21 protein-coding genes are annotated in these 25,711 nt (G+C 58.4%); 10 read left to right on the top strand and 11 right to left on the bottom strand.

The window, feature by feature from the left end:
- Nucleotides 1-123 precede the first annotated feature (123 nt).
- Together hyi and gcl are read right to left on the bottom strand one after the other, a co-directional pair.
- Complete coding sequence (gene hyi / locus BLO97_RS25380) at nucleotides 124-906, bottom strand: hydroxypyruvate isomerase (RefSeq protein WP_092147797.1); 783 nt, start codon at nucleotides 904-906, stop codon at nucleotides 124-126.
- Between the two features lie 169 nt (nucleotides 907-1,075).
- Nucleotides 1,076-2,851: a glyoxylate carboligase gene (gcl, locus tag BLO97_RS25375; RefSeq protein ID WP_092348806.1), complete on the bottom strand. Its 1,776-nt coding sequence runs from the start codon at nucleotides 2,849-2,851 to the stop codon at nucleotides 1,076-1,078.
- 267 nt (nucleotides 2,852-3,118) lie between these two features.
- Here gcl and BLO97_RS25370 point away from each other — a divergent pair, with 267 nt between their 5' ends.
- Nucleotides 3,119-3,559: a GlcG/HbpS family heme-binding protein gene (locus tag BLO97_RS25370; RefSeq protein WP_092147803.1), complete on the top strand. Its 441-nt coding sequence runs from the start codon at nucleotides 3,119-3,121 to the stop codon at nucleotides 3,557-3,559.
- A 129-nt stretch (nucleotides 3,560-3,688) separates the two neighbouring features.
- Here BLO97_RS25370 and BLO97_RS25365 read toward each other — a convergent pair whose 3' ends face one another.
- The gene (locus tag BLO97_RS25365; protein ID WP_014339596.1) at nucleotides 3,689-4,294 is read right to left on the bottom strand and encodes a TetR/AcrR family transcriptional regulator; all 606 of its coding nucleotides are present in this window, start codon (nucleotides 4,292-4,294) and stop codon (nucleotides 3,689-3,691) included.
- Between the two features lie 131 nt (nucleotides 4,295-4,425).
- On the opposite strand from BLO97_RS25365, the gene BLO97_RS25360 reads away from it, so the two are divergent.
- A complete protein-coding gene (locus BLO97_RS25360; protein WP_092348803.1) occupies nucleotides 4,426-5,340 on the top strand; it encodes a DUF808 domain-containing protein in 915 nt (304 codons plus the stop codon).
- A 3-nt stretch (nucleotides 5,341-5,343) separates the two neighbouring features.
- Here the strand turns inward: BLO97_RS25360 and BLO97_RS25355 are convergent, their stop codons facing one another.
- The 7 genes from BLO97_RS25355 to BLO97_RS25325 form a co-directional block, all read right to left on the bottom strand.
- A complete protein-coding gene (locus tag BLO97_RS25355) occupies nucleotides 5,344-6,243 on the bottom strand; it encodes a Cof-type HAD-IIB family hydrolase (RefSeq protein WP_256572329.1) in 900 nt (299 codons plus the stop codon).
- Nucleotides 6,230-6,898 (bottom strand): formyl transferase, encoded by a 669-nt coding sequence (locus tag BLO97_RS25350; RefSeq protein ID WP_092348798.1) that lies wholly within the window; start codon nucleotides 6,896-6,898, stop codon nucleotides 6,230-6,232. The genes BLO97_RS25355 and BLO97_RS25350 overlap by 14 nt, the downstream gene beginning before the upstream one ends.
- The gene (locus BLO97_RS25345) at nucleotides 6,891-8,738 is read right to left on the bottom strand and encodes an aminotransferase class I/II-fold pyridoxal phosphate-dependent enzyme (RefSeq protein ID WP_092147815.1); all 1,848 of its coding nucleotides are present in this window, start codon (nucleotides 8,736-8,738) and stop codon (nucleotides 6,891-6,893) included. Before BLO97_RS25345 ends, BLO97_RS25350 begins: the two co-directional genes overlap by 8 nt.
- A 12-nt stretch (nucleotides 8,739-8,750) precedes the next feature.
- Nucleotides 8,751-9,947: a hypothetical protein gene (locus BLO97_RS25340; RefSeq protein ID WP_092224678.1), complete on the bottom strand. Its 1,197-nt coding sequence runs from the start codon at nucleotides 9,945-9,947 to the stop codon at nucleotides 8,751-8,753.
- Between the two features lie 109 nt (nucleotides 9,948-10,056).
- Entirely contained in the window at nucleotides 10,057-11,331 is a 1,275-nt protein-coding gene (locus BLO97_RS25335) for an MFS transporter (protein WP_092224679.1), read from the bottom strand.
- A gap of 472 nt (nucleotides 11,332-11,803) precedes the next feature.
- The gene (locus BLO97_RS25330) at nucleotides 11,804-12,592 is read right to left on the bottom strand and encodes an MlaA family lipoprotein (protein WP_092147824.1); all 789 of its coding nucleotides are present in this window, start codon (nucleotides 12,590-12,592) and stop codon (nucleotides 11,804-11,806) included.
- Complete coding sequence (locus BLO97_RS25325) at nucleotides 12,585-13,883, bottom strand: alpha/beta fold hydrolase (RefSeq protein ID WP_092224683.1); 1,299 nt, start codon at nucleotides 13,881-13,883, stop codon at nucleotides 12,585-12,587. Before BLO97_RS25325 ends, BLO97_RS25330 begins: the two co-directional genes overlap by 8 nt.
- Before the next feature lie 422 nt (nucleotides 13,884-14,305).
- On the opposite strand from BLO97_RS25325, the gene BLO97_RS25320 reads away from it, so the two are divergent.
- The 3 genes from BLO97_RS25320 (at nucleotide 14,306) to BLO97_RS25310 (ending at nucleotide 17,467) form a co-directional block, all read left to right on the top strand.
- The gene (locus BLO97_RS25320) at nucleotides 14,306-15,160 is read left to right on the top strand and encodes a glycine betaine ABC transporter substrate-binding protein (RefSeq protein ID WP_063324839.1); all 855 of its coding nucleotides are present in this window, start codon (nucleotides 14,306-14,308) and stop codon (nucleotides 15,158-15,160) included.
- Between the two features lie 340 nt (nucleotides 15,161-15,500).
- On the top strand, nucleotides 15,501-15,812 hold the full coding sequence (locus BLO97_RS25315) for a DUF485 domain-containing protein (RefSeq protein WP_003179217.1): 312 nt from the start codon (nucleotides 15,501-15,503) through the stop codon (nucleotides 15,810-15,812).
- On the top strand, nucleotides 15,809-17,467 hold the full coding sequence (locus BLO97_RS25310) for a cation acetate symporter (protein WP_063324840.1): 1,659 nt from the start codon (nucleotides 15,809-15,811) through the stop codon (nucleotides 17,465-17,467). Before BLO97_RS25315 ends, BLO97_RS25310 begins: the two co-directional genes overlap by 4 nt.
- Nucleotides 17,468-17,711: 244 nt before the next feature.
- Here BLO97_RS25310 and gltA read toward each other — a convergent pair whose 3' ends face one another.
- A complete protein-coding gene (gene gltA / locus BLO97_RS25305) occupies nucleotides 17,712-19,001 on the bottom strand; it encodes a citrate synthase (protein WP_092224685.1) in 1,290 nt (429 codons plus the stop codon).
- 365 nt (nucleotides 19,002-19,366) lie between these two features.
- On the opposite strand from gltA, the gene sdhC reads away from it, so the two are divergent.
- The 5 genes from sdhC (at nucleotide 19,367) to BLO97_RS25280 (ending at nucleotide 25,689) form a co-directional block, all read left to right on the top strand.
- Nucleotides 19,367-19,741 (top strand): succinate dehydrogenase, cytochrome b556 subunit, encoded by a 375-nt coding sequence (gene sdhC, locus BLO97_RS25300; RefSeq protein WP_024780620.1) that lies wholly within the window; start codon nucleotides 19,367-19,369, stop codon nucleotides 19,739-19,741.
- The gene (sdhD, locus tag BLO97_RS25295) at nucleotides 19,735-20,103 is read left to right on the top strand and encodes a succinate dehydrogenase, hydrophobic membrane anchor protein (RefSeq protein ID WP_003204438.1); all 369 of its coding nucleotides are present in this window, start codon (nucleotides 19,735-19,737) and stop codon (nucleotides 20,101-20,103) included. The genes sdhC and sdhD overlap by 7 nt, the downstream gene beginning before the upstream one ends.
- A gap of 3 nt (nucleotides 20,104-20,106) precedes the next feature.
- Nucleotides 20,107-21,879 carry a succinate dehydrogenase flavoprotein subunit gene (gene sdhA, locus BLO97_RS25290; RefSeq protein ID WP_063324841.1) on the top strand — a complete coding sequence of 591 codons (1,773 nt, stop codon included), beginning with the start codon at nucleotides 20,107-20,109 and terminating at the stop codon, nucleotides 21,877-21,879.
- Nucleotides 21,880-21,890: 11 nt separating this feature from the next.
- The gene (locus BLO97_RS25285) at nucleotides 21,891-22,595 is read left to right on the top strand and encodes a succinate dehydrogenase iron-sulfur subunit (protein ID WP_003204434.1); all 705 of its coding nucleotides are present in this window, start codon (nucleotides 21,891-21,893) and stop codon (nucleotides 22,593-22,595) included.
- Nucleotides 22,596-22,857: 262 nt separating this feature from the next.
- Nucleotides 22,858-25,689: a 2-oxoglutarate dehydrogenase E1 component gene (locus tag BLO97_RS25280; protein WP_092348795.1), complete on the top strand. Its 2,832-nt coding sequence runs from the start codon at nucleotides 22,858-22,860 to the stop codon at nucleotides 25,687-25,689.
- The last annotated feature ends 22 nt before the right edge of the window (nucleotides 25,690-25,711 follow it).

Raw genomic sequence — 25,711 nt, 5'->3', positions numbered from 1 at the left:
TGGCGAGGGAGCTTGCTCCCGCTGGGGCGCGAAGCGGTCCCAGAAATCGTGCCGGGTAAAATCATGCATCTGCTTCGCAGCCGAGCGGGAGCAAGCTCCCTCGCCACAAAAGCTCGCGCGGGATCAGATCACGTTATGGGTTTTAAGCCAGCCCAGGCCGGCTTCGGTGGTGGTCAGCGGCTTGTATTCACAGCCGATCCAACCCTGGTAGCCGATGCGGTCCAGGTGTTCGAACAGGAAGCGGTAGTTGATCTCGCCTGTACCCGGCTCGTTGCGCCCCGGGTTGTCCGCCAGTTGCACGTGGTTGATCTCGCCCAGGTGCGCCGACAGGGTCCGGGCCAGGTCACCTTCCATGATCTGCATGTGGTAGATGTCGTATTGCAGGAACAGGTTGGCGCTGCCCACCTGCTCGCGGATCGACAGGGCCTGGGCAGTGTTGTTCAGGTAGAAGCCGGGAATGTCGCGGGTGTTGATGGCTTCCATCACCAGCTTGATGCCTTTGGCCTGCAGCTTCTCGGCAGCGTATTTCAGGTTGGCGACGAAGGTTTTTTCCACCAGGGTTTCACTGCAGTTCTGCGGGCGAATCCCCGACAGGCAGTTGACCTGGGTGTTGCCCAGCACCTGGGCGTAGGCGATGGCCAGGTCGACACCGGCGCGGAATTCCTCGACCCGGTCCGGCAGGCAGGCAATGCCGCGCTCGCCCTTGGCCCAGTCACCGGCCGGCAGGTTGAACAGCACCTGGGTCAGGCCGTTGGCGTCGAGCAGGGCCTTGAGTTCGGAGGAGCTGTAGTCGTAGGGGAACAGGTATTCGACGCCACTGAACCCGGCCTTGGCGGCGGCTTCGAAACGGGCGAGGAAATCCTGCTCGGTGAACAGCATGGACAGGTTGGCGGCGAAACGCGGCATGACAGTCTCCTATGGACGAGTAGAGGCCCCTTGTGGCGAGGGAGCTTGCTCCCGCTCGAGTGCGAAGCACTCACAAAATGGGCTGCTGCGCAGCCAGCGGGAGCAAGCTCCCTCGCCACAGGTCCGGTGATTTCCTTGATGAACAGTATTGCCTGTGAAGGCCTCAGTACTAGTCGAGCAACGAAATGGCGGTCGGTGCATCGTTGCCCACCAACGCCAGATCTTCAAACTCATTGACGGCGTTGATCTCGGTGCCCATGGAAATGTTAGTCACCCGCTCCAGGATAATCTCGACGATCACCGGCACCTTGAACTCCTCGATCATTTTCTCGGCCTGGCGCAGTGCCGGTGCGATCTGACTCGGTTCGAACACCCGTAGCGCCTTGCACCCCAGGCCTTCGGCCACGGCAATGTGGTCCACGCCATAGCCGTTGAGCTCCGGTGCGTTGAGGTTGTCGAAGGACAGCTGCACGCAGTAATCCATGTCGAACCCGCGCTGGGCCTGGCGGATCAGCCCCAGGTAAGAGTTGTTCACCACCACATGGATGTACGGCAGCTTGAACTGCGCACCCACCGCCAGCTCTTCGATCATGAACTGGAAGTCATAGTCGCCCGACAGCGCCACGACCTTGCGGCTCGGATCGGCCTTGACCACCCCCAGCGCGGCCGGAATGGTCCAGCCCAAAGGACCGGCCTGGCCACAGTTGATCCAATGGCGTGGCTTGTAGACGTGGAGGAACTGCGCCCCGGCGATCTGTGACAGGCCAATGGTGCTGACGTAGCAGGTGTCCTTGCCGAATACCTGGTTCATTTCTTCGTACACACGCTGTGGCTTGACCGGCACGTTGTCGAAGTGCGTCTTGCGTTGCAGGCTGGCCTTGCGTTGCTGGCAGTCTTGCAACCAGGCATCGCGGTTTTTCAGCTTGCCGGCGGCTTGCCATTCACGGGCCACTTCGATGAACACCGTCAGGGCCGAGGCGGCATCGGAAACGATGCCCAGGTCGGGAGTGAACACGCGGCCGATCTGGGTCGGCTCGATGTCCACGTGAATGAACGTGCGGCCTCCGGTATAGACATCCACCGAACCGGTGTGACGGTTGGCCCAGCGGTTGCCGATGCCCAGCACCACGTCCGACTTGAGCAAGGTTGCGTTGCCATAGCGATGGGAGGTTTGCAGGCCGACCATGCCGACCATCAGCGGGTGATCGTCGGGGATGGTGCCCCAGCCCATCAAGGTTGGGATAACGGGGATGCCAGTCAGTTCGGCGAACGCCACCAGCAGTTCGCTGGCATCGGCGTTGATGATGCCGCCGCCAGCCACCAGCAATGGACGCTCAGCCTGATTGAGCATCGCCAGGGCTTTCTCGATCTGCACGCGGTTGGCCGCGGGTTTGGCCAGGGGCAGTGGCTGGTAGGCGTCGATGTCGAATTCGATCTCGGCCATCTGCACGTCGAACGGCAGGTCGATCAGCACCGGGCCCGGACGGCCGGAGCGCATCTCGAAGAACGCCTTCTGGAAGGCATACGGCACCTGGCCCGGCTCGAGCACGGTGGTTGCCCACTTGGTCACGGGTTTGACGATGCTGGTGATATCCACAGCCTGGAAGTCTTCCTTGTGCAGACGGGCGCGAGGGGCTTGCCCGGTGATGCACAGGATCGGGATCGAGTCGGCCGAGGCGCTGTAGAGCCCTGTCACCATGTCGGTGCCGGCCGGGCCCGAGGTGCCGATGCACACACCGATATTGCCGGCCTTGGTGCGGGTGTAGCCCTCGGCCATGTGGGAGGCGCCTTCAACATGGCGAGCAAGGACGTGATCGATGCCACCCACCTTCTGCAGGGCGGAGTACAGCGGGTTGATCGCGGCACCCGGGATACCGAAGGCGGTGTCCACGCCTTCACGGCGCATTACCAGAACGGCGGCTTCGATTGCTCTCATTTTGCTCATTATTTGTGCCTCTTACGTTTTGTAATTGTATACAAGTGGCTGTGTGAAGAGTGTATTCACGGGAAATGGCGCAGGTCAATCCATTTCCTCAAGCATCTGTTTCATTCGTCGGAAGGCCAGGTTTTGCTGCGGTCTTCATCGATTAAAGTGCCTTTTGAGAAATTATTGTATACAAAAACATGTATTGTTGTGTTCTATTTGTTGTGTTCGGTTTTGCTGAAAGTGAAGCCCGAAAGGTTCTCCCATAACAGAAGAAGGACAGTACCCATGAGCGTTCTAACCTTGAAAATCGCCGTTAACCTGGCCGGGCAAGCCCTTGCCGTCGGTCGTGAAATCAGCGCTGCACCCCTGGCCGTCGCGGTCCTGGACAGCGGCGGGCACCTGGTTGCCTTGCAGCGCGAAGACGGCGCCAGCCTGCTTCGCCCGCAGATCGCCATCGGCAAGGCCTGGGGCGCCATCGCCCTGGGTAAAGGCTCGCGCCTGCTCGCCCAGGACGCCCAGCAACGCCCGGCGTTCTTTGCCGCTTTGAATGGGTTAGGACAGGGCAACGTGGTACCGGCCCCGGGTGGGGTATTGATCAGGGATCAGGATGGGAAGGTGCTGGGGGCGATGGGGGTCAGTGGTGATGTTTCGGATGTGGATGAGCAGGTGGCGGTCAGGGCGGTGGAGGCGCTGCGGTTGAGGGCGGATGTGGGGGTGGTTGCTTGATTTTTTGGTGAATTGACTGGCGCCATCGCGAGCAAGCTCGCACACAGATTTGATGCTGGACACATAATGTCTAAATACCGCAAACCCAGTGTGGGAGCGGGCTTGCTGCGATTGAAGGCGACTCGGCCTTCAGTCTGGCTCACATCCCTTCAACACCAACCGAATAATCGTCTGCGCCGCCGCTTCGTAATCCGCTTCATCCAGCTTGGCCTTGCCGGTCACGGCGCTGATCTGCCAGTCGAAATCGGCATAGGTCTGGGTGGCGGCCCAGATGCTGAACATCAGGTGGTTGGGGTCGATGGGGGCGATCTGGCCACGGTCGATCCAGGTCTGGATGCAGTCGATGTTGTGCCGGGCCTGGGCGTTGAGTTGTTCCACCAGGTCGGGGCTCAGGTGGGGGGCGCCGTGCATGATTTCGCTGGCGAAGACTTTCGAGGCGAAGGGCAGGTCGCGGGAAATGCGGATCTTGGAGCGGATGTAATGACTCAGTACCTCGCCGGGCACGCCGTCGGCGTTGAACGGTGTCGAGGCCTGGAGGATCGGCTCGATAATGCTTTCCAGTACCTCGCGGTAGAGGTTTTCCTTGGATTTGAAGTAGTAGTAGACGTTGGGTTTGGGCAGGCCCGCCTTGGCCGCGATGTCGCTGGTCTTGGTCGCGGCGAAGCCCTTGTCGGCAAACTCTTCGCTGGCGGCACGCAGGATCAATTCTTTGTTGCGCTCGCGGATAGTGCTCATAAACCCAGGGGTTCCTTGCCTGTTCTGGCGGTGGCGCATGGTAGCACCGGCCTCGCGCGGCGCTCAAGAATGCCCAAGGCGCCGCGGCTCGCGGTATGCTGCACGGCATTATTATTCAAGGAGCCCACTCCATGGCTGGAAGCAGTTTGCTGGTACTGATCGACGATATCGCCACCGTGCTCGACGATGTCGCGCTGATGACCAAGATGGCCGCCAAGAAAACCGCCGGCGTGCTCGGCGATGACCTGGCGCTCAATGCCCAGCAAGTCTCGGGTGTGCGTGCCGAGCGGGAGCTGCCGGTAGTCTGGGCAGTGGCCAAGGGTTCGTTTATCAACAAGTTGATCCTGGTGCCGTCGGCGCTGGCGATCAGCGCCTTCGTGCCCTGGCTGGTGACGCCGTTGTTGATGGTGGGTGGCGCCTACCTGTGTTTCGAAGGGTTCGAAAAGCTGGCCCACAAGTTCCTCCACAGCCCGGCCGAAGACCAGGCTGAACATGCGCAACTGGTCGAGGCCGTGGCGGATCCGGCGGTCGATCTGGTGGCCTTTGAAAAGGACAAGATCAAGGGTGCGGTACGCACCGACTTCATCCTGTCGGCGGAAATCATCGCCATCACCCTCGGCACCGTTGCCGACGCCGCACTGACCCAGCAGGTGATCGTCCTGTCGGGCATCGCCATCGTCATGACCATTGGCGTCTATGGCCTGGTGGCCGGCATCGTCAAGCTCGATGACCTGGGGCTTTGGTTGACCCAGAAACCAGGGCAGGCCGCCAAAAGCATCGGCGGCGCCATCCTGAGTGCAGCGCCCTACATGATGAAAAGTCTGTCGGTGATCGGCACGGCGGCGATGTTCCTGGTGGGCGGTGGCATCCTGACCCATGGCGTGCCGGTGGTGCATCACTGGATCGAAGGCGTGGCTGCCAGTGTCGGCGGTGCCGGGTTTATCGTGCCGATGTTGCTCAATGCGGTGGCGGGCATTGTCGTCGGTGGCGTGGTGTTGCTGGGCGTCATGGCCGTGGCCAAGCTTTGGAAAGCGGTACGATCCTGAACCTCAGGATTGCGTTACCGATTGAATTGGCAGCAGCACATGTTTCGAGAGGTATCGGGCCACGGCTTCGTCACAGCAGGCGCCAATGATCTGCGCATCAGGCAGCGCCTGGGTGACGTCTTGATGAGCGGTTCCCATGATGACCGCCTTGCCTGCCACTGAGAGCATGCCAATGTCATTCATGCCGTCACCAAAGGCGATGCACGCGCCAATGGGGACATCAAGAAACGCGGCCAGCTGTTTCAGGGCGTGGCCCTTGCAAACGTCGCTGGCCATGACTTCCAGGCACCAGGTAAACGAGAACACCGTGCTGATGCGGTTTCCGAATTTCCGCTCCAGCCGCTTCTGCAAAGCCAGTAAAGCCTGGCGATCTTTTTCCTTCTGAAAGAAAAACACCTTTTCGACGTTTTCCGTGGGCCACGTGTCGGGTCGGATCACGGTCGGTTGGAAATGCGGGTTGCGATTAAAGTCGCTGGCATCATGCTCACAGCCGATTAACCAGCCGCAAGGACCGTACAGGTTGATGATCAGGTCAGGGCTGTGGCGGGCTTCTTCAATCAGCCCTTGGACAACGTCGTCAGGCAGCGCTTCGCAACGCATCAATCCGCCACAGGCGCTGCTGATCTTGGCGCCGTTGGAGGTGATCAGGTGCAAGGGAGGCGAGCTGTCGTCGAGCAACGTCTCGACGTCGGCCTGTTGGCGACCTGTTGCCAACACCACATGCAGGCCGGCATCGTAAAGATGGCGCATCACCGTCCGGGTGTAGTTGCCCAGCGTATCGCCGGGCATCAGCAAGGTTCCGTCCAGGTCCGTAGCAATCAATGAATACATGGTGTTCCTCGAATAGGCTGCCGAGCCACAACCAAGGGCTGTGGCTCGGCACGGTAGATCAACGTCGGCCAAGCATTTTCAGCGACTGCTCGCGGGTGAACGTCATCCGTTCTTCCAATCGGGCGTTATCCTTCTCGAAATAGATGCTCATCTCTTCGTGACGTTGCTCAACAGGGATAATCCTGTCGAGCAACGGCAGCGTGTCGATCAGCAACTGGCGGGCGTAGCCGATTGCCCGATTGTAGGTGTCGATGACTTCTTCGAACTCCGGGTAAATACAGAACGACACCTGGTTGAGAATCGGGCCGTCGTCGATGCCTTCATTGATTTCATGAAGGGTCACCCCATGTTGGTGCTCGTTGTTCTTTAACGCCCAGTTGACGGGCCGCACCCCACGATAATGGGGCAGGTACGACAAGTGCAGGTTGACGATGCGCTTGCAGCAGTCGATGTAGGCCCGAGGCAGTATTCGTTTGTGGAAGATCACCAGGCACAGGTCGCATGAAAAGAGACCTTCCTTGTAGCCAGGCAAGTCTTCTATCTTGCCGCTTTCAATGAGGGGAATGTTCTTGTTACGGCAGTACTGGATCAACGTGAGCTCGCTGCTCACTGGCTCGAACGGATCCGCAACCACATAAGCGACGATGTGTTCGGACGAGGCATTGAAGTATTCACAGGCAAAAATCGCCAGTTCACCCTTACCGCAGATCACTACATTTTTAGGCATGGGACAGTTCCTTCTTCATGCGTGTACTTCTCGGTGTCGTCAGTGCCTGCATGGTCGATTTCAAGGCGCTTATGAGTTGGGCGTTTTCCTGGCGGGTGCGGCAGGAAATTCTCAGGTAGTGGTCTGAGTCGGTGTTGCGCTTGCCAGAGCATTCCTTGACGTAAAGGTTGTGCTCAAGCAAAAGGCGGCACAAGGTTTGAGCCGGGACCTGCTCGGTCTGGCAATACACAAAGTTGGAGTCGGTTGCAAAAGCTGTGATGCCTTCGATTTCGTCCAGCGCCTGGCGCAATGCCTGGGTGTCACGGATGACCTGCTGGCAGCTGTCCAGGTATTCCTGTTTGTATTGCGGCAGATGCAGCAACACTTCCTCGGCAAAGCCATTGAGATTCCAAATGGGCAGTAGCGAGTTGATCTGTGCCAATAAGCCGTGATTTGCACTGGCGAGGTAACCGATACGGATCCCCCCGATGCCGAATGTCTTGCTCATGCTGCGAATAACGACAAGGTTCGCGTGCTGGTCCAGCGAAGACAGCAGGGTGTTTGCGGCGCTGGGCGAAAAGTCCAGGAACGACTCGTCGACAATCAGCGCGATATCCAGTTCAGCCAGTTGGCTCGCCAGTTCCGAGAGCGCTGCGGCTGGCGTGAGGCAGCCGGTCGGATTGTTCGGCGACTCGATGACGACGACCGATGGGCGCTCTTTCCTACAGGTCTGCAACAAGGCATCCAGATCGATATTGAAGCCTTGGTCTGCCTGGGTGTGATGACTGAGCGTGCGCTCCTCACCGAAAACATTGGCGTATTCGTTGAAGGACGGAACAGTGACCAACACTTTGCCTGGATACACAGAGGGCAATAATTTGATGATTTCCGCTGCGCCATTGGCCACGCAAAGGTGTCGGGCGGGGACGCTTATGAATTCGCTCAGCGACTCTTCAATGAGTTTCCGGCCGCCAGGATAGTTGAGGAGAATATCGTCGAAGTTTTCCTTGATCCGGTCTTTCATCTGCTGGGGGGGAAAGTGGAAATTATAGATCAGGGCGAAATCGAGGACCGGGTAGCGCCAGTAGCCACCGTGGCGGCTCTGGAGAAACGCTAGGCGATCCCGACTGGAAATGTAATTGCACACTGTCAGGTCATAATAGTTGTCGACCTCGTACCATTCGGTCGAAGGCACCACCGCGGCCTCGATGTCCCACTTTCCGGTCTTGCATGCTTGTTTGAAAACGTCTTCGTAATAGGCGTTCAGGTTGCCTTCTGCAACCTCGGCTTCGAGTTGCTCGCGCACGTGTTGGGCGAACAGCGGGGAGCCTATCCGATATAAGTTGACGGTCTTGTACTGTTCCTCCTGCGCCTGATGACCGCTATCTTTAGTCGAGCCGAAACTCTGGAGCTGTCCCTCATAAAGGTTGGCGTAGGTACCCTCCATGTTTTTCCCCAGCGGCGAGACCAGTGCAACCAGATCGCTTGACGTTCGCAGCAGTTTTTCCAGGCAGGCTTCGGAGAAAAAGATGTCACCTTCAACGATGAGTGTGTCCTGACCGATGTGTTGGCGAGCCAGATACAACGAATAGATGTTGTTGGTCGTCTCCCAGTCCGGGTTATTCACATACTCGATATCCAGCAGGGTCTCCAGGCTGTTCAGGTGCCCGGTAATGATCTCGGCTTGATAACCCACTACCACCACGACCCGCTTGACGCCATGCAGTTGAAGATTGCTCAACGCGTTATCTATAAATGCGATGTCGTTGGTCTTGACCAGAGGTTTGGGCATATGACGGGTGCGATTGGCCAAGCGGCTGCCGCGTCCGGCGCAGAGAATAATGGCTGTTCCAGTGTTCATTGAATGTCCTTATTAATGAAAAGCGAGTCGGGGCACCACGTGCTGGTAAATCCACACGCCGTCTATCCGGCCGCTGAAGCTTTCCTCGCCGCCGCTGTCACCCCCGGTCTTGATGCCGGCGCCCAAGCCGAAGGCGTGGAAGTTCTCTAGCGTTCGATCCGATATCGTGGTGGGATTCAGCCGGTGATCCACGATCAGGCCGTGGGCGTCCTGGCGCAGCGTGATAGGGGAGCCGTCGATATCGAGCAGTCGGACTGGCGTTGCGCTGAAACCGGTGCATTTGATCGTCAGATCGACCGATTCAAGGCGCTTGCGCAGTGTCTCGGGACCCTCGGCGCTGATGTTCACAACGGTCAGGTTGGGGATTTCTCCCCGTTGGATCTTGCGAGCAAACGCGAGCGAGTCATACCGAAGGCCAGAGTAGCGATTGACACGTTGGCTGGCCTGGCAAACATCCGCATCGACAAAAGGGTAGCCCTGAGCCAGTGCCGCTTGTGGGGAGTCAAAGAAAAGCTTGAAGTTACGCTTGACCAGCAGTTGGATAGGGCCTTGAAAATCCAATTGTTCAATCAGGCGGATCAGGCAGGAAACGGCGCTATGGGATGAGCCCAGAATTGCAATGCTTGGGTATTGGCCTGCCTTGATTTGCTCGTCATATTGGCCTTTGAGCATGGCGTCGCTATTGATGGCATTCGGGTGTGGCAAGGCGACGTTGTTGACTTGTCCACCCAGGTTGACCATGACTTTCCTGCACAGCGCCTCTCGGGTTTGGCCGTCAACGGTATAGCGCACGGTATAGCGCCCATCGCCGGTCAGTTGGATTTCTTCGACGGTGGACAAGGTCGATACTTCGAAGCGCTTGTACAGCGTCTTGTGCTGTTGGACGAAGGCGCCGATGTGTTCCAGAAACTGTCCTACGTAGCGCAACTCGACCGCCTCGTCACGTCGTTCGCTGAAATACGCCCATTCCGCCGTGGTACGCATGTATCGGCTGAGTTCATCCTGCTTGCCCTGGAACTTTTCCAGGAAAACGCCGCCCAGAGAGTTGGCGGTAATGCGGTACTGTCCGATCGCACCGCTGCCCAAGGTGTTGGATTTCTCCAGAATCAAACACCGATGGATATCTTCCTTCTGTATGAGGTCAGGCAACAATGAAATGTTTGCCGGGCCCGCACCACATAAAATAATGTCGTAGTCGTCCTTGTTCATTCTTACTCCAGTTGAGCGCTGCATAGTTAAAAACATAATTTCAAGGCGCAGAAAGGCCTGATGTCATTGTGAGTGACCTCAATAGAATGGCGGGTGCATGCGTCAGGCGTTATTGGCCGATAGGGAGTTCCTGGCCGGTGCTGCGGGTTCCCTGTTTGTCGTTAGTTAAGTTGCGGTGGTGCAGTCGGGTGAAAATAGCGGCGAAGGTAAAGGCCATGACGAGACTGGTCACCGTCAGGAAAACAAACAGCGCTGTTCCGCTCAGCGCTTGTATGAAAAAGCCTCCGACAATGGGCGCCATGGAAAAGCCAATGCTGTAAAGCGACGCGGCGCCAAAGTAAGCGCCTCTCAGGTTTCGAGGTGCCAGGCTGTCGACAAAAAGATTCAAACATGGAAACAGTAGGGCCTGGCTAAGGCTCAGCAGCAGCACCGCGCCGTACCACAATAGTTGCACTTGATAAAAGTGTGCCGCCAGTGTCATGCCGGCCTGACTTAAAACCAGCAATACAGAACCGATATGGATCTTGGTCTCTAATGTTGCCTGTGCCAGAACCCTGGCCAGTGGCAGTTGAAGCAGCACGATCACGGTGGCATGCAGCACGATCAGATTGGCGACAAAGGGCAGGTACCCCTCGAACGCGAGCGAAGCCATCAATTGAGGCACGCTGGAATCAAAGCTGCCGAAGATGAACATCATGACGATGTTGTTGATCACGAGCAGGAGGAACACATGATCCCGGGAGAGGATCTGCAAGGTACTTCGCAAGGAGGTGGTGTTGATGGCCTTCAGGGTAATACCGCGACCGAACACCATGACGCCCGCCAGCAGGGCCAGGTAGGAGGCCGTCACCAGCACAAAGGACAGGGAATCCGTGGAAATGCCAAGCTTGAGCCCGAAGTAAGGGCCCACGGCGGCCCCAGCATTGAGAAAGAAATAGCGCAGGTGCATGGCACGTTCCACCAGAGAACAGGACTCGATGACATCACCGATGACCGTCTTGATTGGATTGTTGACCAGGGCCCAGGAGAGATTGGCCAACAGTGTTCCGGCGATGTAGCCCTCGGCATGCGTGCTGATACCCAGCAGCAAGTAGGAGACCATCGCCACTACGCAACCGACCAGGATGATCTTGAGGCGCCCGATCTTGTCGGAAAGATACCCGCTGTAGAAGCTGACCAGCGAAGAGAGGGCGATAGAGCAAGTCAGAATCAGGCCGATGGTCGAAGTGCTGAAACCGAACCGCGTATAGAGAACAATCGAAATGAATGGCCAAACCATCATTGACGTAGCGCGCGTCAGAAAGGTGCCAATGAACAGCATCCATATAAAGAATGGCAGCGATGAGAAATAGTATTTAAAACGGACAAGTTGGAAGGCGAGCATAAATAATCACATTGGATGTAATGCTTGGCGCATGACAATGAGGTAACGAAACGCAAACGACGAGACTTGAGCGTCTGGAGTTTAACGAAGGGCGGGCGCTGTAGAGTGTTTCCTGAGCCAGTTGTGCTCAGTCACTTTATTTAGTAAGCGCAGGCGTGTACCGAAGTTTGCCGATCGAAGCATCTGGTGATGCACAGCGAGGGGAGAGGAATTTTTTCATATCGATCCTTGATCTTAAACACGGTATTGCATCCTTTCTTTGGATCCAATCCTACACGACGTGTCACAAAATGTTAATAAAAAATTCACAATCGAACATTTGCTGTCGTTGAGCACCTCATGACGCTGCAATCGCGCACATGTTGTCTTCATTAAACGAAGTTGAACCAGAAGAAATTAGGTCGGCGGGAGGGGGCATTGCGCAGGGATACAGCAGCCAACACGCCGGATTCAGGCGTGTTGGCCTTAAGGATTACTCGGAAATCTGCAACTTGCGCGACTCGGTGTACACGTAGCGCACCTTCTCATACTCGAACGGCGAGTTCAGTTGCCCGTAGCGGAAGCTGGTCTGGTAGCGTTTGTCGACGCCGCGCAGAAGCAGCAATTCCGGGTGGTTGGCGCTGACTTCGGCGACATTGAGGTAGTTGATCGCTGATTCGGCCGTGTAGTCCACCAACAAGCCTGAGGTGTCGCGCAGGTTCGAAGGGCCGAAGATCGGCAATACGAAGTACGCGCCGCCAGGGACGCCGTAGAAGCCCAGGGTCTGGCCGAAGTCTTCGCTCTGGCGCGGCAGGCCCATGGCGGTGGCCGGGTCCCACAGGCCGGCGATGCCGACGGTGGTGTTGAGCAGCAGGCGCGCTGTGGTTTCCATCGAACGCTTGCCCTTGAATTGCAGCAGGCTGTTCATCAGGTTCGGCACATCCCCCAGGTTGTTGAAGAAGTTGCTGACGCCGGTGCGCACGAAGCTGGGCGTGACGTAGCGGTAGCCATCGACCACCGGCAGGAAGACCCATTGGTCGAAGCGGTAGTTGAAGTGGTAGACGCGGCGGTTCCAGGATTCCAGCGGGTCATAGACGTTCAAGGCATTGAGCGTCGAGCGCTCGAACTCACGCTGGTCCAGCCCCGGGTTGAACTTGAGCTTGCTCAACGGCTCCTTGAAACCGTCGGAGTCCACCACCACAGGCGCATTGGCCTTGCTGTTATCGGCCTGGGCCAGGCCAGCACTCATTAACGCAGCGATAAGCAGGAGATATTTAGCCACGGAAGAACTCCAGCATCGCGTCGCTGTTGACGCGGTAATTAATGTTGCCGCAATGGCCGCCCAGTGGATAAACCGTCAAGCGGTCGCCAAAGGTCTTGCGCAGGAAGCCCAGGTCACCCGGGCCGAGGATCACGTCGTCAGCGTTGTGCATGACGGAGATCTTCGGGCTGTCGTGCAGGTAATCCTTCAGCGCGTACAGGCTGACCTGGTCGACCAGTTGCAACAGGCTGCCGCCGTCAGTGCGCGCGCGCCACATCGGAATCACCTGCTCGGTGAGGTAACAGTCGAAATCGCATTGCAGTGCACGCTTGAGGAACGGCGTCAGGCTGGTGCTTTCGGTAATCGGGAACTTGGGCGGGATGATCAGCCCGCGCCGATTGATCAGGTCCGAAGTGAACGCGATGTCGGCCGCCGAGAAACGGAACGAGGTGCCGATCAGCATGGCCATCTGCTCGTTGCTCAAGTGTTGCTTGGACTGCTGGAAGTCATAGAGCAGCGCATCGTTGAGGTCGATGTAGCCTTTTTGCTGGAAGTAGCGCGTCAGCTTGTTCAGTACCAGTTCGTAGAACGTGGTGGTGCTGTTGATGCCCTTGACCTCGGTCTGGACCAGTTTGTCCAGGTTGGTGATCGAGGTGTAGAGGTTCACCGGTGGGTTGAGCAACAGCACTTTCTTGAAATTGAAGCTGCGCCGGGTTTCGTCCAGGTGTGCGACGAAGGCCGCGTCCAGGGCGCCGAGGCTGTAGCCGGTCAGGTAATACTCGGTCACTGGCAGCTTGGGGTTCTGCGCGCGCACGGCTTGCATCACCCGGTACATGTCTTCGGCGTCTTCCTTGCTGATGCCCGGGGTGGCAAAGCGTGAGGCGGCGCTCATGAAGTCGAAGCTGGTGGGCGAGGACAACTGCACCACGTGGTAGCCGGCCTTGTAGTAGAGGCGCTTGAGGTATTCATTAATGCTACTGTCAAAGCGCGCACCGGTGCCGGCGATGAGGAAGATCAGCGGCGCGGGTTTGTCCTGGGTGGCCATGCGGTAAGTGAGGCTTTTCACCGGCCAGAAGTTGTCCGGCAGGATGAACTCGCGTTCCGGGCGCAGGGTCAGGCTGTGGTCCGCCTGATTGATGTCTTCGATCAGCGGCAGCTCCGGGCGCAGGTCCGGCGGAGTGGTGGCGATGGTCGCTTCGAACGGGTTGGTCAAGGGGTAGCCATAGCTGGCGGCGTCAATGTCTGCCGCCAGCGCGGACGCACTCAGGATAAGGCCGCCGAGAAGGGCAGCGAAGCGCAAGGAACGGAGCATGACTGGATCCCTTAGAGGAAGGTGCCGAATGAGGTTCGCAGGCTATGACCACCGAAGCGGAGCCAAGTGCCATGACGGGCACAAAACAGGCACGGACGGGGTGCGATAGTAGCGGGACGATACACGGTCGTGCGTGCTGGCGGCTAGTTATCTGGCGTTTGCCGGATTTGACTGCTAAATCTCATGTGTGATGGAGCTACAAATGCCCGGAACTGAGAGCTGGCGTTCTGATGTCGTTTCTCGTTGCCTCGACGTCGCAGGCAGAGCAGGTTCCAGATCGGCGCGGGTTGATGATCGACAGGTCAGTACTCCACTGACGTTCGAGCCGGTTTCTAAGCGGGCGTGATGGGGGCGCTGCCACCATAACTATACGTTGACGCCGCTCGGCATCCGCCGGGCGCAGCACTTTCGGGGAAGTAACGATGAAGATGCGACGACTCTTGGGCGCAGGTGCCGCACTGGTACTGGCGATCAGCTCCACACTGGCTAGCGCCGAAACCAAAACCCTGAGCATCGGTTACGTTGACGGCTGGTCCGACAGCGTCGCGACCACTCACGTGGCCGCCGAAGTGATCAAGCAGAAACTCGGTTATGACGTGAAGCTGCAAGCGGTCGCGACCGGGATCATGTGGCAAGGCGTGGCCACCGGCAAACTCGACGCGATGCTTTCGGCTTGGCTGCCGGTGACTCACGGCGATTATTGGACCAAGAACAAGGACCAAGTGGTCGATTATGGCCCGAACTTCAAGGACGCCAAAATCGGCCTGATCGTGCCGGAGTACGTCAAGGCCAAGTCGCTCGAAGATCTCAAGACCGACGACTCCTTCAAGAAGCGCATCGTCGGCATCGATGCCGGTTCAGGCGTGATGCTCAAGACCGAACAGGCAATCAAGGACTACGACCTGACCGGTTATCAACTCAAGGCCAGTTCCGGTGCCGGCATGATTGCCGAGCTGACCCGTGCCGAGAAGAAAAACGAATCCATCGCGGTCACCGGTTGGGTGCCGCACTGGATGTTCGCCAAGTGGAAACTGCGCTTCCTGGAAGACCCGAAAGGCGTCTACGGCGCGGCTGAGACTGTAAACAGCATCGGCAGCAAGGAGCTGGGCGCGAAGGCGCCGGAAGTGGCCGAGTTCCTGAAGAAGTTCCAGTGGGCTTCGAAAGACGAGATCGGCGAAGTCATGCTGGCGATCCAGGAAGGGGCTAAGCCGGACGCAGCGGCCAAGGACTGGGTCGCCAAGCACCCGGACCGTGTAAAAGAGTGGACCGGCAAGTAACTCACCGGGTTTAGCTGGCTCGAAAACCGCATGGCGTTGTGTCATGCGGTTTTTTTGTGCCCGCAATTCCTGAGTTCTACACCGAGCCCGGTGGGAGCAAGGTCTGTGGGAGCAAGGCTTGCCCGCGATAGCATCGCCTAGGTCTCAAGTTCAATCGAGGTGCCTGCATCGCGGGCAAGCCTTGCTCCCACAGGGGCTCGCTCCCATAGGGGGGCACAAGTAAACGCGGGAAACTGGTAAAGCGTCATGTCGTTCTAATACTAAGGTCGTCTGGAACCTGGCCTTGAGCCGCATAGAGTAGGGCTGTTCCAATTAAATCTGTGCTGCGAGGATAAAAACAATGAACGACAGCATTTACCTCTCGATTCAAAACAGCCCGCGCTTCAAGGAGCTGGTTCGAAAAAGAGAAAAGTTCGCCTGGATTCTCTCGGCGATCATGCTTGGGTTGTATTCCGGCTTCATTCTTCTGATCGCCTACGGGCCACACATTCTCGGGGCCAAGATCACGCCTGAGTCCACCATGACCTGGGGTATTCCCATCGGTGTCGGCCTGATTCTCTCGGCTTTCGTTCTGACTGCAATCTACGTACGGCGCGCCAACGGCGAGTTCGACGACCTGAACAATGCGATTCTCAAGGAGGCTCAGCAATGATCCGGCGTCTATTGGCCCTATTGAGCATCGCAGCGTTCGCCCCGGGCGCCTGGGCGGCTGAAGCCCTGACCGGTGCCGTGCAGAAGCAACCCCTTAACGTCGCGGCGATCCTGATGTTCGTTGCCTTCGTCGGCGCGACTTTGTACATCACCTACTGGGCGTCCAAGAAAAACAACTCGGCGGCCGACTACTATGCGGCCGGCGGCAAGATCACCGGCTTCCAGAACGGCCTGGCAATTGCTGGCGACTACATGTCGGCGGCGTCTTTCCTGGGCATTTCCGCGCTGGTGTTCACCTCCGGTTATGACGGTCTGATCTACTCCATCGGGTTCCTGGTGGGCTGGCCGATCATTCTGTTCCTGATCGCTGAGCGCCTGCGTAACCTGGGTAAATACACTTTTGCCGACGTGGCGTCCTATCGCCTCGGGCAAACCCAGATCCGCAGTCTGTCCGCCAGCGGCTCGCTGGTGGTGGTGGCGTTCTACCTGATCGCGCAAATGGTCGGTGCCGGCAAGCTGATCCAGCTGCTGTTCGGCCTGGACTACCACGTTGCGGTGATCCTGGTGGGCATCCTGATGTGCCTCTACGTGTTGTTCGGCGGCATGCTGGCCACCACCTGGGTACAGATCATCAAGGCGGTGCTGTTGCTGTCGGGTGCTTCGTTCATGGCGCTGATGGTGATGAAGCACGTCAACTTTGACTTCAACATGCTGTTTGCCGAAGCGGTCAAGGTTCACCCTAAGGGTGAGGCGATCATGAGCCCTGGCGGCCTGGTGAAGGATCCGATCTCGGCCTTCTCCCTCGGTCTGGCGCTGATGTTCGGTACCGCTGGCCTGCCACACATCCTGATGCGCTTCTTCACCGTGAGCGACGCCAAGGAAGCGCGCAAGAGCGTGCTGTATGCCACCGGCTTCATCGGTTACTTCTACATCCTGACCTTCATCATCGGCTTCGGCGCGATCCTGCTGGTCAGCACCAACCCGGCCTTCAAGGACGCGGCAGGTGCCTTGCTCGGCGGTAACAACATGGCGGCGGTGCACCTGGCCAATGCCGTGGGCGGCAGCATCTTCCTCGGCTTCATCTCGGCGGTAGCCTTTGCCACCATCCTGGCGGTAGTGGCGGGCCTGACCCTGGCCGGTGCCTCGGCGGTGTCCCATGACCTGTATGCCAGCGTGATCAGGAAAGGCAGGGTCAACGAGAAGGATGAGATCCGCGTCTCGAAAATCACCACCATTGCCCTGGCGGTGCTGGCGATCACCCTGGGTATCCTGTTCGAGAAGCAGAACATCGCGTTCATGGTCGGCCTGGCGTTCTCCATCGCGGCGAGCTGCAACTTCCCGGTACTGCTGCTTTCGATGTACTGGAAGAAGCTGACTACCCGTGGCGCCATGATTGGCGGCTGGCTGGGCCTGGTCAGTGCCGTGGGCCTGATGATCCTCGGCCCGACCATCTGGGTGCAGATCATGGGTCACGAGAAGGCGATCTTCCCGTATGAATACCCTGCGCTGTTCTCGATGGCCATCGCCTTCGTCGGCATCTGGTTCTTCTCCATTACCGACAAGTCGGCTGAAGGTGCAAACGAGCGGGCGCTGTTCTTCCCGCAGTTCGTGCGTTCGCAGACTGGTTTGGGGGCGAGTGGGGCGGTTAACCACTGATACGGTAAGTTGTAAGCGTAGTGCTTGAAGAAATACCCCGGTCGAGAGGCTGGGGTATTTTTTTGTGCCGGGTTTAAGGGGGGGCAGGGCTGCCGCCATCGCGAGCTTGCTCGCGATGGCGTCGGGCCTATCAATGCCGCTTCTGGATCAGATGAAAAGAGGCACAAACAAAACAGCCCCCGCTCTTATATAAGAAGCAGGGGCCGTTTCGGTGCAGCTTGAGACCTTGTTGCAAAGGCAGGTCTTACTTGCGATCTTCCAGCTTGGTGATATCACGCGACTCGTAGCCGGTGTACAGCTGGCGTGGGCGGCCGATCTTGTACGGGCTGGAGAGCATTTCCTTCCAGTGGGAGATCCAGCCCACGGTCCGCGCCAGGGCGAAGATCACGGTGAACATGCTGGTTGGAATGCCGATCGCCTTGAGGATGATCCCCGAGTAGAAGTCGACGTTCGGGTACAGCGAGCGCTCGATGAAGTACGGGTCGGTCAGGGCGATCTCTTCCAGGCGCATGGCCAGTTCGAGTTGCGGATCGTTCGTGATTCCCAGTTCCTTGAGCACTTCGTCGCAGGTCTGCTTCATCACGGTGGCGCGAGGGTCGCGGTTCTTGTAGACCCGGTGACCGAAGCCCATCAGCTTGAACGGATCGTTCTTGTCCTTGGCCTTGGCGATGAACTTGTCGATGTTCGAGACATCGCCGATTTCATCGAGCATGGTCAGTACCGCTTCGTTGGCACCGCCGTGGGCTGGGCCCCAGAGTGCGGCGATACCGGCGGCGATACAGGCGAACGGGTTGGCGCCCGAGGAACCCGCCAGGCGCACGGTGGACGTGGAGGCGTTCTGCTCGTGGTCGGCATGGAGGATGAAGATCCGGTCCATGGCCTTGGCGAGCACCGGGCTGATCGGTTTGATCTCGCACGGGGTGTTGAACATCATATGCAGGAAGTTCTCTGCATAGGTCAGGTCGTTGCGCGGGTACATCATGGGCTGGCCCATGGAGTACTTGTAGACCATGGCTGCCAGGGTCGGCATCTTCGCCACCAGGCGGATCGCGGAGATTTCGCGATGCTGGGGGTTATTGATGTCCAGGGAGTCGTGGTAGAAGGCCGAAAGGGCGCCGACAACGCCGCACATGACGGCCATCGGGTGGGCATCGCGACGGAAGCCGTTGAAGAAGGTCTTCAACTGTTCGTGAACCATGGTGTGGTTCTTCACGGTGCTGACGAACTGGGCCTTTTGCTCTGCGGTTGGCAGCTCGCCATTGAGCAGCAGGTAGCAGGTTTCCAGGTAGTCCGATTTTTCAGCCAGTTGCTCGATCGGGTAGCCGCGGTGCAGCAGGATGCCGTTGTCGCCGTCGATATAGGTGATTTTCGACTCGCACGAGGCGGTCGACATGAAACCTGGGTCAAAGGTGAAACGGCCCGTGGCCGTCAGGCCCCGTACGTCGATTACATCGGGACCAACGGTGCCGGTTAAAATGGGCAGCTCGACGGGGGCTGCGCCCTCGATGATCAACTGCGCTTTTTTGTCAGCCATGTGGCCTCCTATTAATGCTTGGAATCATCAGACAGACCCCCCACGCAGGGCCCGCACCACTATAGTGAGATAAATCCGAATGTCAATTTGCCTAAAGTCTTGCTCCAGAAGGCTTTAACCGGACTTTTTCCGCGAAATTACCTGCCGTTTACGCCTTTTGCGCCGTATGTGCAATGCGCTATTAGGGGAAGGTGAACGCGTTGTCATTAGTAGCCTAACTGTCTATACTCGGCCACCGACCGCCAGGGGCTTTTGGGCCTGCTTTCTTGGGGGTCGTCACTCCCTGGGTGGTGAGTACCTGACCAGTGCGCGCCCCAACAACTTTGCCCTGATTGTTAGGGGCTCTTCAGTGTGAAAAAAAAGCCGTGAAAAGCCAACGACCTGTAAACCTAGACCTAAGGACCATCAAACTCCCAGTCACTGCTTACACGTCCATTCTTCACCGTATTTCCGGTGTCATCCTCTTCGTCAGCCTGGCCATCATGCTTTATGCATTGGACAAGTCGCTCGATTCGGAAGAAGGCTTCGGTCAGGTGAAAGCGTGTCTGACCAGTCCGCTAGCCAAGCTAGTGATTTGGGGCATCCTGTCCGCCTTGCTGTATCACTTGGTTGCCGGTGTGCGCCACTTGATCATGGACATGGGCATCGGTGAGACGCTGGAAGGCGGCAAGCTGGGCTCGAAAATCGTTATCGCCGTTTCCGTGGTGGTAATCGTTCTGGCAGGAGTTTGGATATGGTAACCAACGTCACGAACCTTTCGCGTTCGGGCCTCTATGACTGGATGGCCCAGCGTGTGTCTGCGGTCGTTCTCGCGGCTTACTTCATCTTCCTGATCGGATATGTCGTAGCAAACCCAGGCCTGGGCTACGCCCAATGGCATGAACTGTTCGCAAACAACTGGATGCGTATCTTCAGTCTGCTGGCACTTGTCGCACTAGGCGCTCACGCCTGGGTCGGCATGTGGACCATCGCGACCGACTACCTGACGCCAATGGCGTTCGGCAAGTCGGCGACTGCCGTACGTTTCCTCTTCCAGGCAGTATGCGGCGTTGCGATGTTCGCTTACTTCGTCTGGGGTGTGCAGATTCTCTGGGGTATCTGATCCATGGCTAACATTCCAACGATTTCTTTCGACGCTATCATCATTGGTGGCGGCGGTGCCGGCATGCGCGCAGCGCTGCAGCTGGCACAGGGCGGTCACAAGACTGCCGTGATCACCAAGGTTTTCCCGACCCGTTCGCACACTGTTTCCGCCCAGGGCGGCATCACCTGCGCCATCGCTTCGGCCGACCCGAACGATGACTGGCGCTGGCACATGTACGATACCGTCAAGGGTTCCGACTACATCGGTGACCAGGACGCTATCGAATACATGTGTCAGGAAGGCCCGGCCGCGGTGTTCGAACTGGACCACATGGGTATGCCATTCTCGCGTACCGAGCAAGGTCGTATCTATCAGCGTCCATTCGGTGGCCAGTCCAAGGACTACGGCAAGGGCGGCCAGGCTGCGCGTACTTGCGCGGCGTCCGACCGTACCGGTCACGCGCTGCTGCACACCCTGTACCAGGGCAACCTGAAAGCCGGTACCACGTTCCTGAACGAGTACTACGCCGTTGACCTGGTGAAGAACCAGGACGGCGCCTTCGTCGGTGTGATCGCGATCTGCATCGAAACCGGCGAAACCACCTACATCCGCGCCAAGGCCACCGTACTGGCGACCGGCGGTGCAGGCCGTATCTACGCATCCACCACCAATGCCCTGATCAACACCGGTGACGGCGTCGGCATGGCCCTGCGCGCTGGCGTGCCGGTGCAAGACATCGAAATGTGGCAGTTCCACCCGACCGGCATCGCCGGCGCCGGTGTACTGGTGACCGAAGGTTGCCGTGGCGAAGGTGGTTACCTGATCAACAAGCACGGCGAGCGTTTCATGGAGCGCTATGCTCCGAACGCCAAGGACCTTGCCGGTCGTGACGTGGTTGCCCGTTCGATGGTTAAAGAAATCATCGCTGGCAACGGTTGCGGTCCGAATGGCGACCACGTGATGCTCAAGCTCGACCACCTGGGCGAGGAAGTGCTGCACAGCCGTCTGCCAGGCATCTGCGAACTGTCCAAGACCTTCGCTCACGTCGATCCAGTCGTTGCGCCGGTTCCAGTGGTTCCAACCTGCCACTATATGATGGGCGGCGTTGCCACCAACATTCATGGCCAGGCAATCACCCAGAACGCCGAAGGCGTGGACGAAATCATCCCTGGCCTGTTCGCAGTGGGTGAAGTGGCTTGCGTATCGGTCCACGGTGCCAACCGCCTGGGCGGCAACTCGTTGCTCGACCTGGTGGTCTTCGGTCGCGCTGCCGGCCTGCACCTGGAAAAAGCCCTCTCCGACGGTATCGAATATGACGATGCCACCGACGCCAACATCGAAGCCGCCTTGGCGCGTCTGTCCGCCCTGAACGAGCGTACCGAAGGCGAAGACGTGGCGACCCTGCGTCGCGAGTTGCAAAACTGCATGCAGAACTACTTCGGTGTATTCCGTACCGGCGAATACATGCAGAAGGGTATTGCCCAGCTGGCGCAATTGCGTGAACGAATCGCCAACGTGAAGATCAACGATAAGTCGCAGGCGTTCAACACTGCCCGTATCGAAGCGCTGGAGTTGCAGAACCTGCTGGAAGTGGCCGAAGCCACCGCCATCGCCGCAGAAGTGCGTAAAGAGTCCCGTGGCGCCCACGCCCGCGAAGACTTCGAAGACCGTGACGACGAAAACTGGCTGTGCCACACCTTGTACTTCCCGGGTGAAAAACGCGTCGCCAAGCGTGCCGTGAACTTCTCGCCGAAGACTGTTCCGACTTTCGAACCAAAAGTCCGGACTTATTAAGGGTGACCGCTATGTTGCAAGTCAGTGTTTATCGCTACAACCCTGATCAGGACGCTGCGCCGTTCATGCAGGACTTCCAGGTCGATACCGGTGGTAAAGACCTGATGGTGCTGGACGTGCTGGCCCTGATCAAGGAACAGGACGAAGGTTTCTCCTACCGTCGTTCCTGCCGTGAGGGCGTTTGCGGCTCCGACGGCATGAACATCAACGGCAAGAACGGCCTGGCCTGCATCACGCCGCTGTCGGCCGTGGTCAAGGGCAACAAGCTGATCGTTCGTCCGCTGCCAGGTTTGCCGGTTATCCGTGACCTGGTCGTCGATATGAGCATCTTCTACAAGCAATACGAGAAGGTGAAGCCATTCCTGCAGAACGACACGCCGGCTCCGGCCATCGAGCGTCTGCAGACTCCTGAAGAGCGTGAGAAGCTCGACGGTCTGTACGAGTGCATCCTGTGCGCTTGCTGCTCGACCTCGTGCCCATCCTTCTGGTGGAACCCGGACAAGTTCCTGGGCCCGGCCGCCCTGCTGCAAGCGTACCGCTTCCTGGCAGACAGCCGTGACACCAAGACGTCCGAGCGCCTGGCTTCGCTGGATGACCCGTTCAGCGTATTCCGCTGCCGCGGGATCATGAACTGCGTCAACGTCTGCCCGAAAGGCCTGAACCCGACTAAGGCCATCGGTCACATTCGTAACATGCTGCTGCAAAGCGGCGTTTGATTCAGCTGCTGTACCCGTAGGACCGTTGTACCCGTAAAGGCCAGGGCGCGGGCTTCAACCCGCGTCTTGGCTATAACCAGAACAGCCGCTCACAAAGCGGCGGTTCTTATTTTGAAGAAATGAGACAAGCAGGGGCATCCGGGCTGGTACCCGGACTATCAGCGTGATCCTAAGTGGCTTGTTTTAGTCGCTGCACTCGGACTTCTGCAAGTTTGCTCGGTGTTTTCGCCGGTGGTGTTCCCCTAATCGAGGGTGACCAAGCATGCAAGAAAGCGTGATGCAGCGCATGTGGAACAGTGCCCACCTTTCCGGTGGTAACGCTGCCTATGTGGAAGAGCTTTACGAGCTCTACCTGCACGACCCTAACGCTGTGCCAGAAGAATGGCGCACCTACTTTCAGAAGCTACCGGCCGACGGTAATTCTGCCACTGATGTTTCGCACTCGACGATTCGCGATCATTTCGTGTTGCTGGCAAAGAACCAGCGCCGCGCTCAACCGGTATCTGCCGGCAGCGTGAGCTCCGAACACGAGAAGAAGCAAGTTGAAGTATTGCGACTGATCCAGGCCTACCGGATGCGTGGCCACCAGGCAGCCCAGCTTGACCCGCTGGGGCTGTGGCAGCGTCCTGCACCTGCAGACCTGTCGATCACTCATTACGGCTTGACCAATGCCGACCTTGATACGACCTTCCGTGCCGGCGACCTGTTCATCGGCAAAGAGGAAGCGAGCCTACGCGAAATTCACGAAGCGTTGCAGCAGACATATTGCCGCACCATCGGCGCTGAATTTACGCACATCACCGATTCCGAGCAGCGCCAGTGGTTCCAGCAGCGTCTGGAAAGCGTTCGTGGCCGTCCGACGTACTCCGCCGACATCAAGAGCCACTTGCTCGAGCGCGTCACCGCCGGTGAAGGCCTGGAGAAATACCTGGGCACCAAGTACCCGGGTACCAAGCGTTTCGGCCTGGAAGGCGGCGAAAGTCTGATTCCGATGCTCGACGAGCTGATCCAGCGTTCCGGTTCCTACGGCACCAAGGAAGTCGTCATCGGCATGGCCCACCGTGGCCGCCTGAACGTACTGGTCAACACCTTCGGCAAGAACCCGCGCGAGCTGTTCGACGAGTTTGAAGGCAAGAAGAAGGTCGAGTTGGGTTCCGGTGACGTGAAATACCACCAGGGCTTCTCGTCCAACGTGATGACCACAGGTGGCGAAGTCCACCTGGCCATGGCGTTCAACCCGTCTCACCTGGAAATCGTTTCCCCGGTGGTCGAGGGTTCGGTCCGCGCTCGCCAGGATCGTCGCAACGATCCGACCGGCGAGAAGGTGCTGCCGATTTCCATCCACGGTGACGCGGCATTCGCCGGTCAGGGCGTGGTCATGGAAACCTTCCAGATGTCGCAGACCCGCGGTTTCAAGACCGGCGGCACCGTGCACATCGTGATCAACAACCAGGTCGGTTTCACCATCAGCAACCCGGAAGACTCGCGTTCCACCGAGTACGCGACCGACGTTGCGAAAATGATCCAGGCGCCGATTCTCCATGTGAATGGCGATGACCCGGAAGCCGTACTGTTCGTGACCCAGTTGGCCATCGACTACCGCATGCAGTACAAGCGCGACGTGGTCATCGACCTGGTCTGCTACCGTCGTCGCGGCCACAACGAGGCCGACGAGCCAAGCGGCACCCAGCCGTTGATGTACCAGCAGATCGCCAAGCAGCGCACCACCCGTGAGCTGTATGCCGAGCGCCTGACCCAGGGCGGTGTTCTGGATGCCGAGCGCGTCCAGGAAAAAGTCGATGAATACCGCAACGCCCTGGACAATGGCCTGCACGTTGTAAAAAGCCTGGTCAAAGAGCCGAACAAAGAGCTGTTCGTGGACTGGCGTCCATACCTGGGCCACGCCTGGACCGCGCGTCACGACACCCGCTTCGACCTCAAGACCCTGCAGGAACTGTCCGCCAAGCTGCTGGAAATTCCGGAAGGCTTCGTGGTACAGCGCCAGGTCGCGAAAATCTACGAAGACCGGCAGAAGATGCAAGCCGGCGGCCTGCCGATCAACTGGGGTTACGCTGAAACCATGGCGTACGCGACCCTGGCGTTCGAAGGCCACCCGGTTCGCATCACCGGCCAGGACGTAGGCCGCGGCACTTTCTCGCACCGCCACGCGGCGCTGCACAACCAGAAAGACGCCAGCACCTACATCCCGCTGCAACACCTGTACAAAGGCCAGCCACGTTTCGACCTGTACGATTCGCTGCTGTCCGAGGAAGCCGTCCTGGCGTTCGAATATGGCTACTCCACCACCGAGCCGAATGCGCTGGTGATCTGGGAAGCCCAATTCGGCGACTTCGCCAACGGTGCCCAGGTGGTGGTCGACCAGTTCATCACCAGCGGCGAGCACAAGTGGGGCCGTCTCTGCGGTCTGACCATGCTGTTGCCACACGGTTATGAAGGGCAGGGGCCGGAGCACTCTTCGGCACGTCTGGAGCGCTACCTGCAATTGTGCGCCGAGCACAACGTCCAGGTGTGTGTACCAACGACCCCGGCACAGATCTACCACCTGCTGCGTCGTCAGGTCATCCGTCCGCTGCGCAAGCCGCTGATCGTGCTGACACCGAAGTCGCTGCTGCGTCACAAGCTGGCGATCTCCACGCTCGAGGATCTGGCCGAAGGCTCGTTCCAGACCGTTATTTCGGAAATCGACACGCTGGACGCGGCGAAGGTGAATCGCCTGGTCCTGTGCAGCGGCAAGGTCTACTACGACCTGCTGGAAAAACGTCGTGCCGAAGGCCGCGAAGACATCGCCATCGTGCGTATCGAGCAGCTTTACCCGTTCCCGGAAGAAGACCTGATGGAGGCCATCGCGCCTTACACCAACCTCACCCATGTGGTGTGGTGTCAGGAAGAACCGATGAACCAAGGCGCGTGGTACAGCAGCCAGCATCACCTGCGTCGCAGCATCGGCAACCATAACAAGGCCCTGGGTCTTGAATATGCCGGTCGTGATGCGTCCGCTGCACCTGCGTGTGGTTATGCGTCGATGCACGCCGAGCAGCAGGAAAAACTGCTGCAAGATGCTTTCACTGTTTAAGCCTTCGTGCTGACTGAAACCG

This window comes from Pseudomonas sp. NFACC05-1 (assembly GCF_900100135.1).
In the GTDB taxonomy this organism is placed as follows: Bacteria; Pseudomonadota; Gammaproteobacteria; order Pseudomonadales; family Pseudomonadaceae; genus Aquipseudomonas; species Aquipseudomonas fluorescens_Q.
Note: the sequence above shows the minus strand (reverse complement) of the source record. Positions and strands in the feature narration are given on the sequence as shown.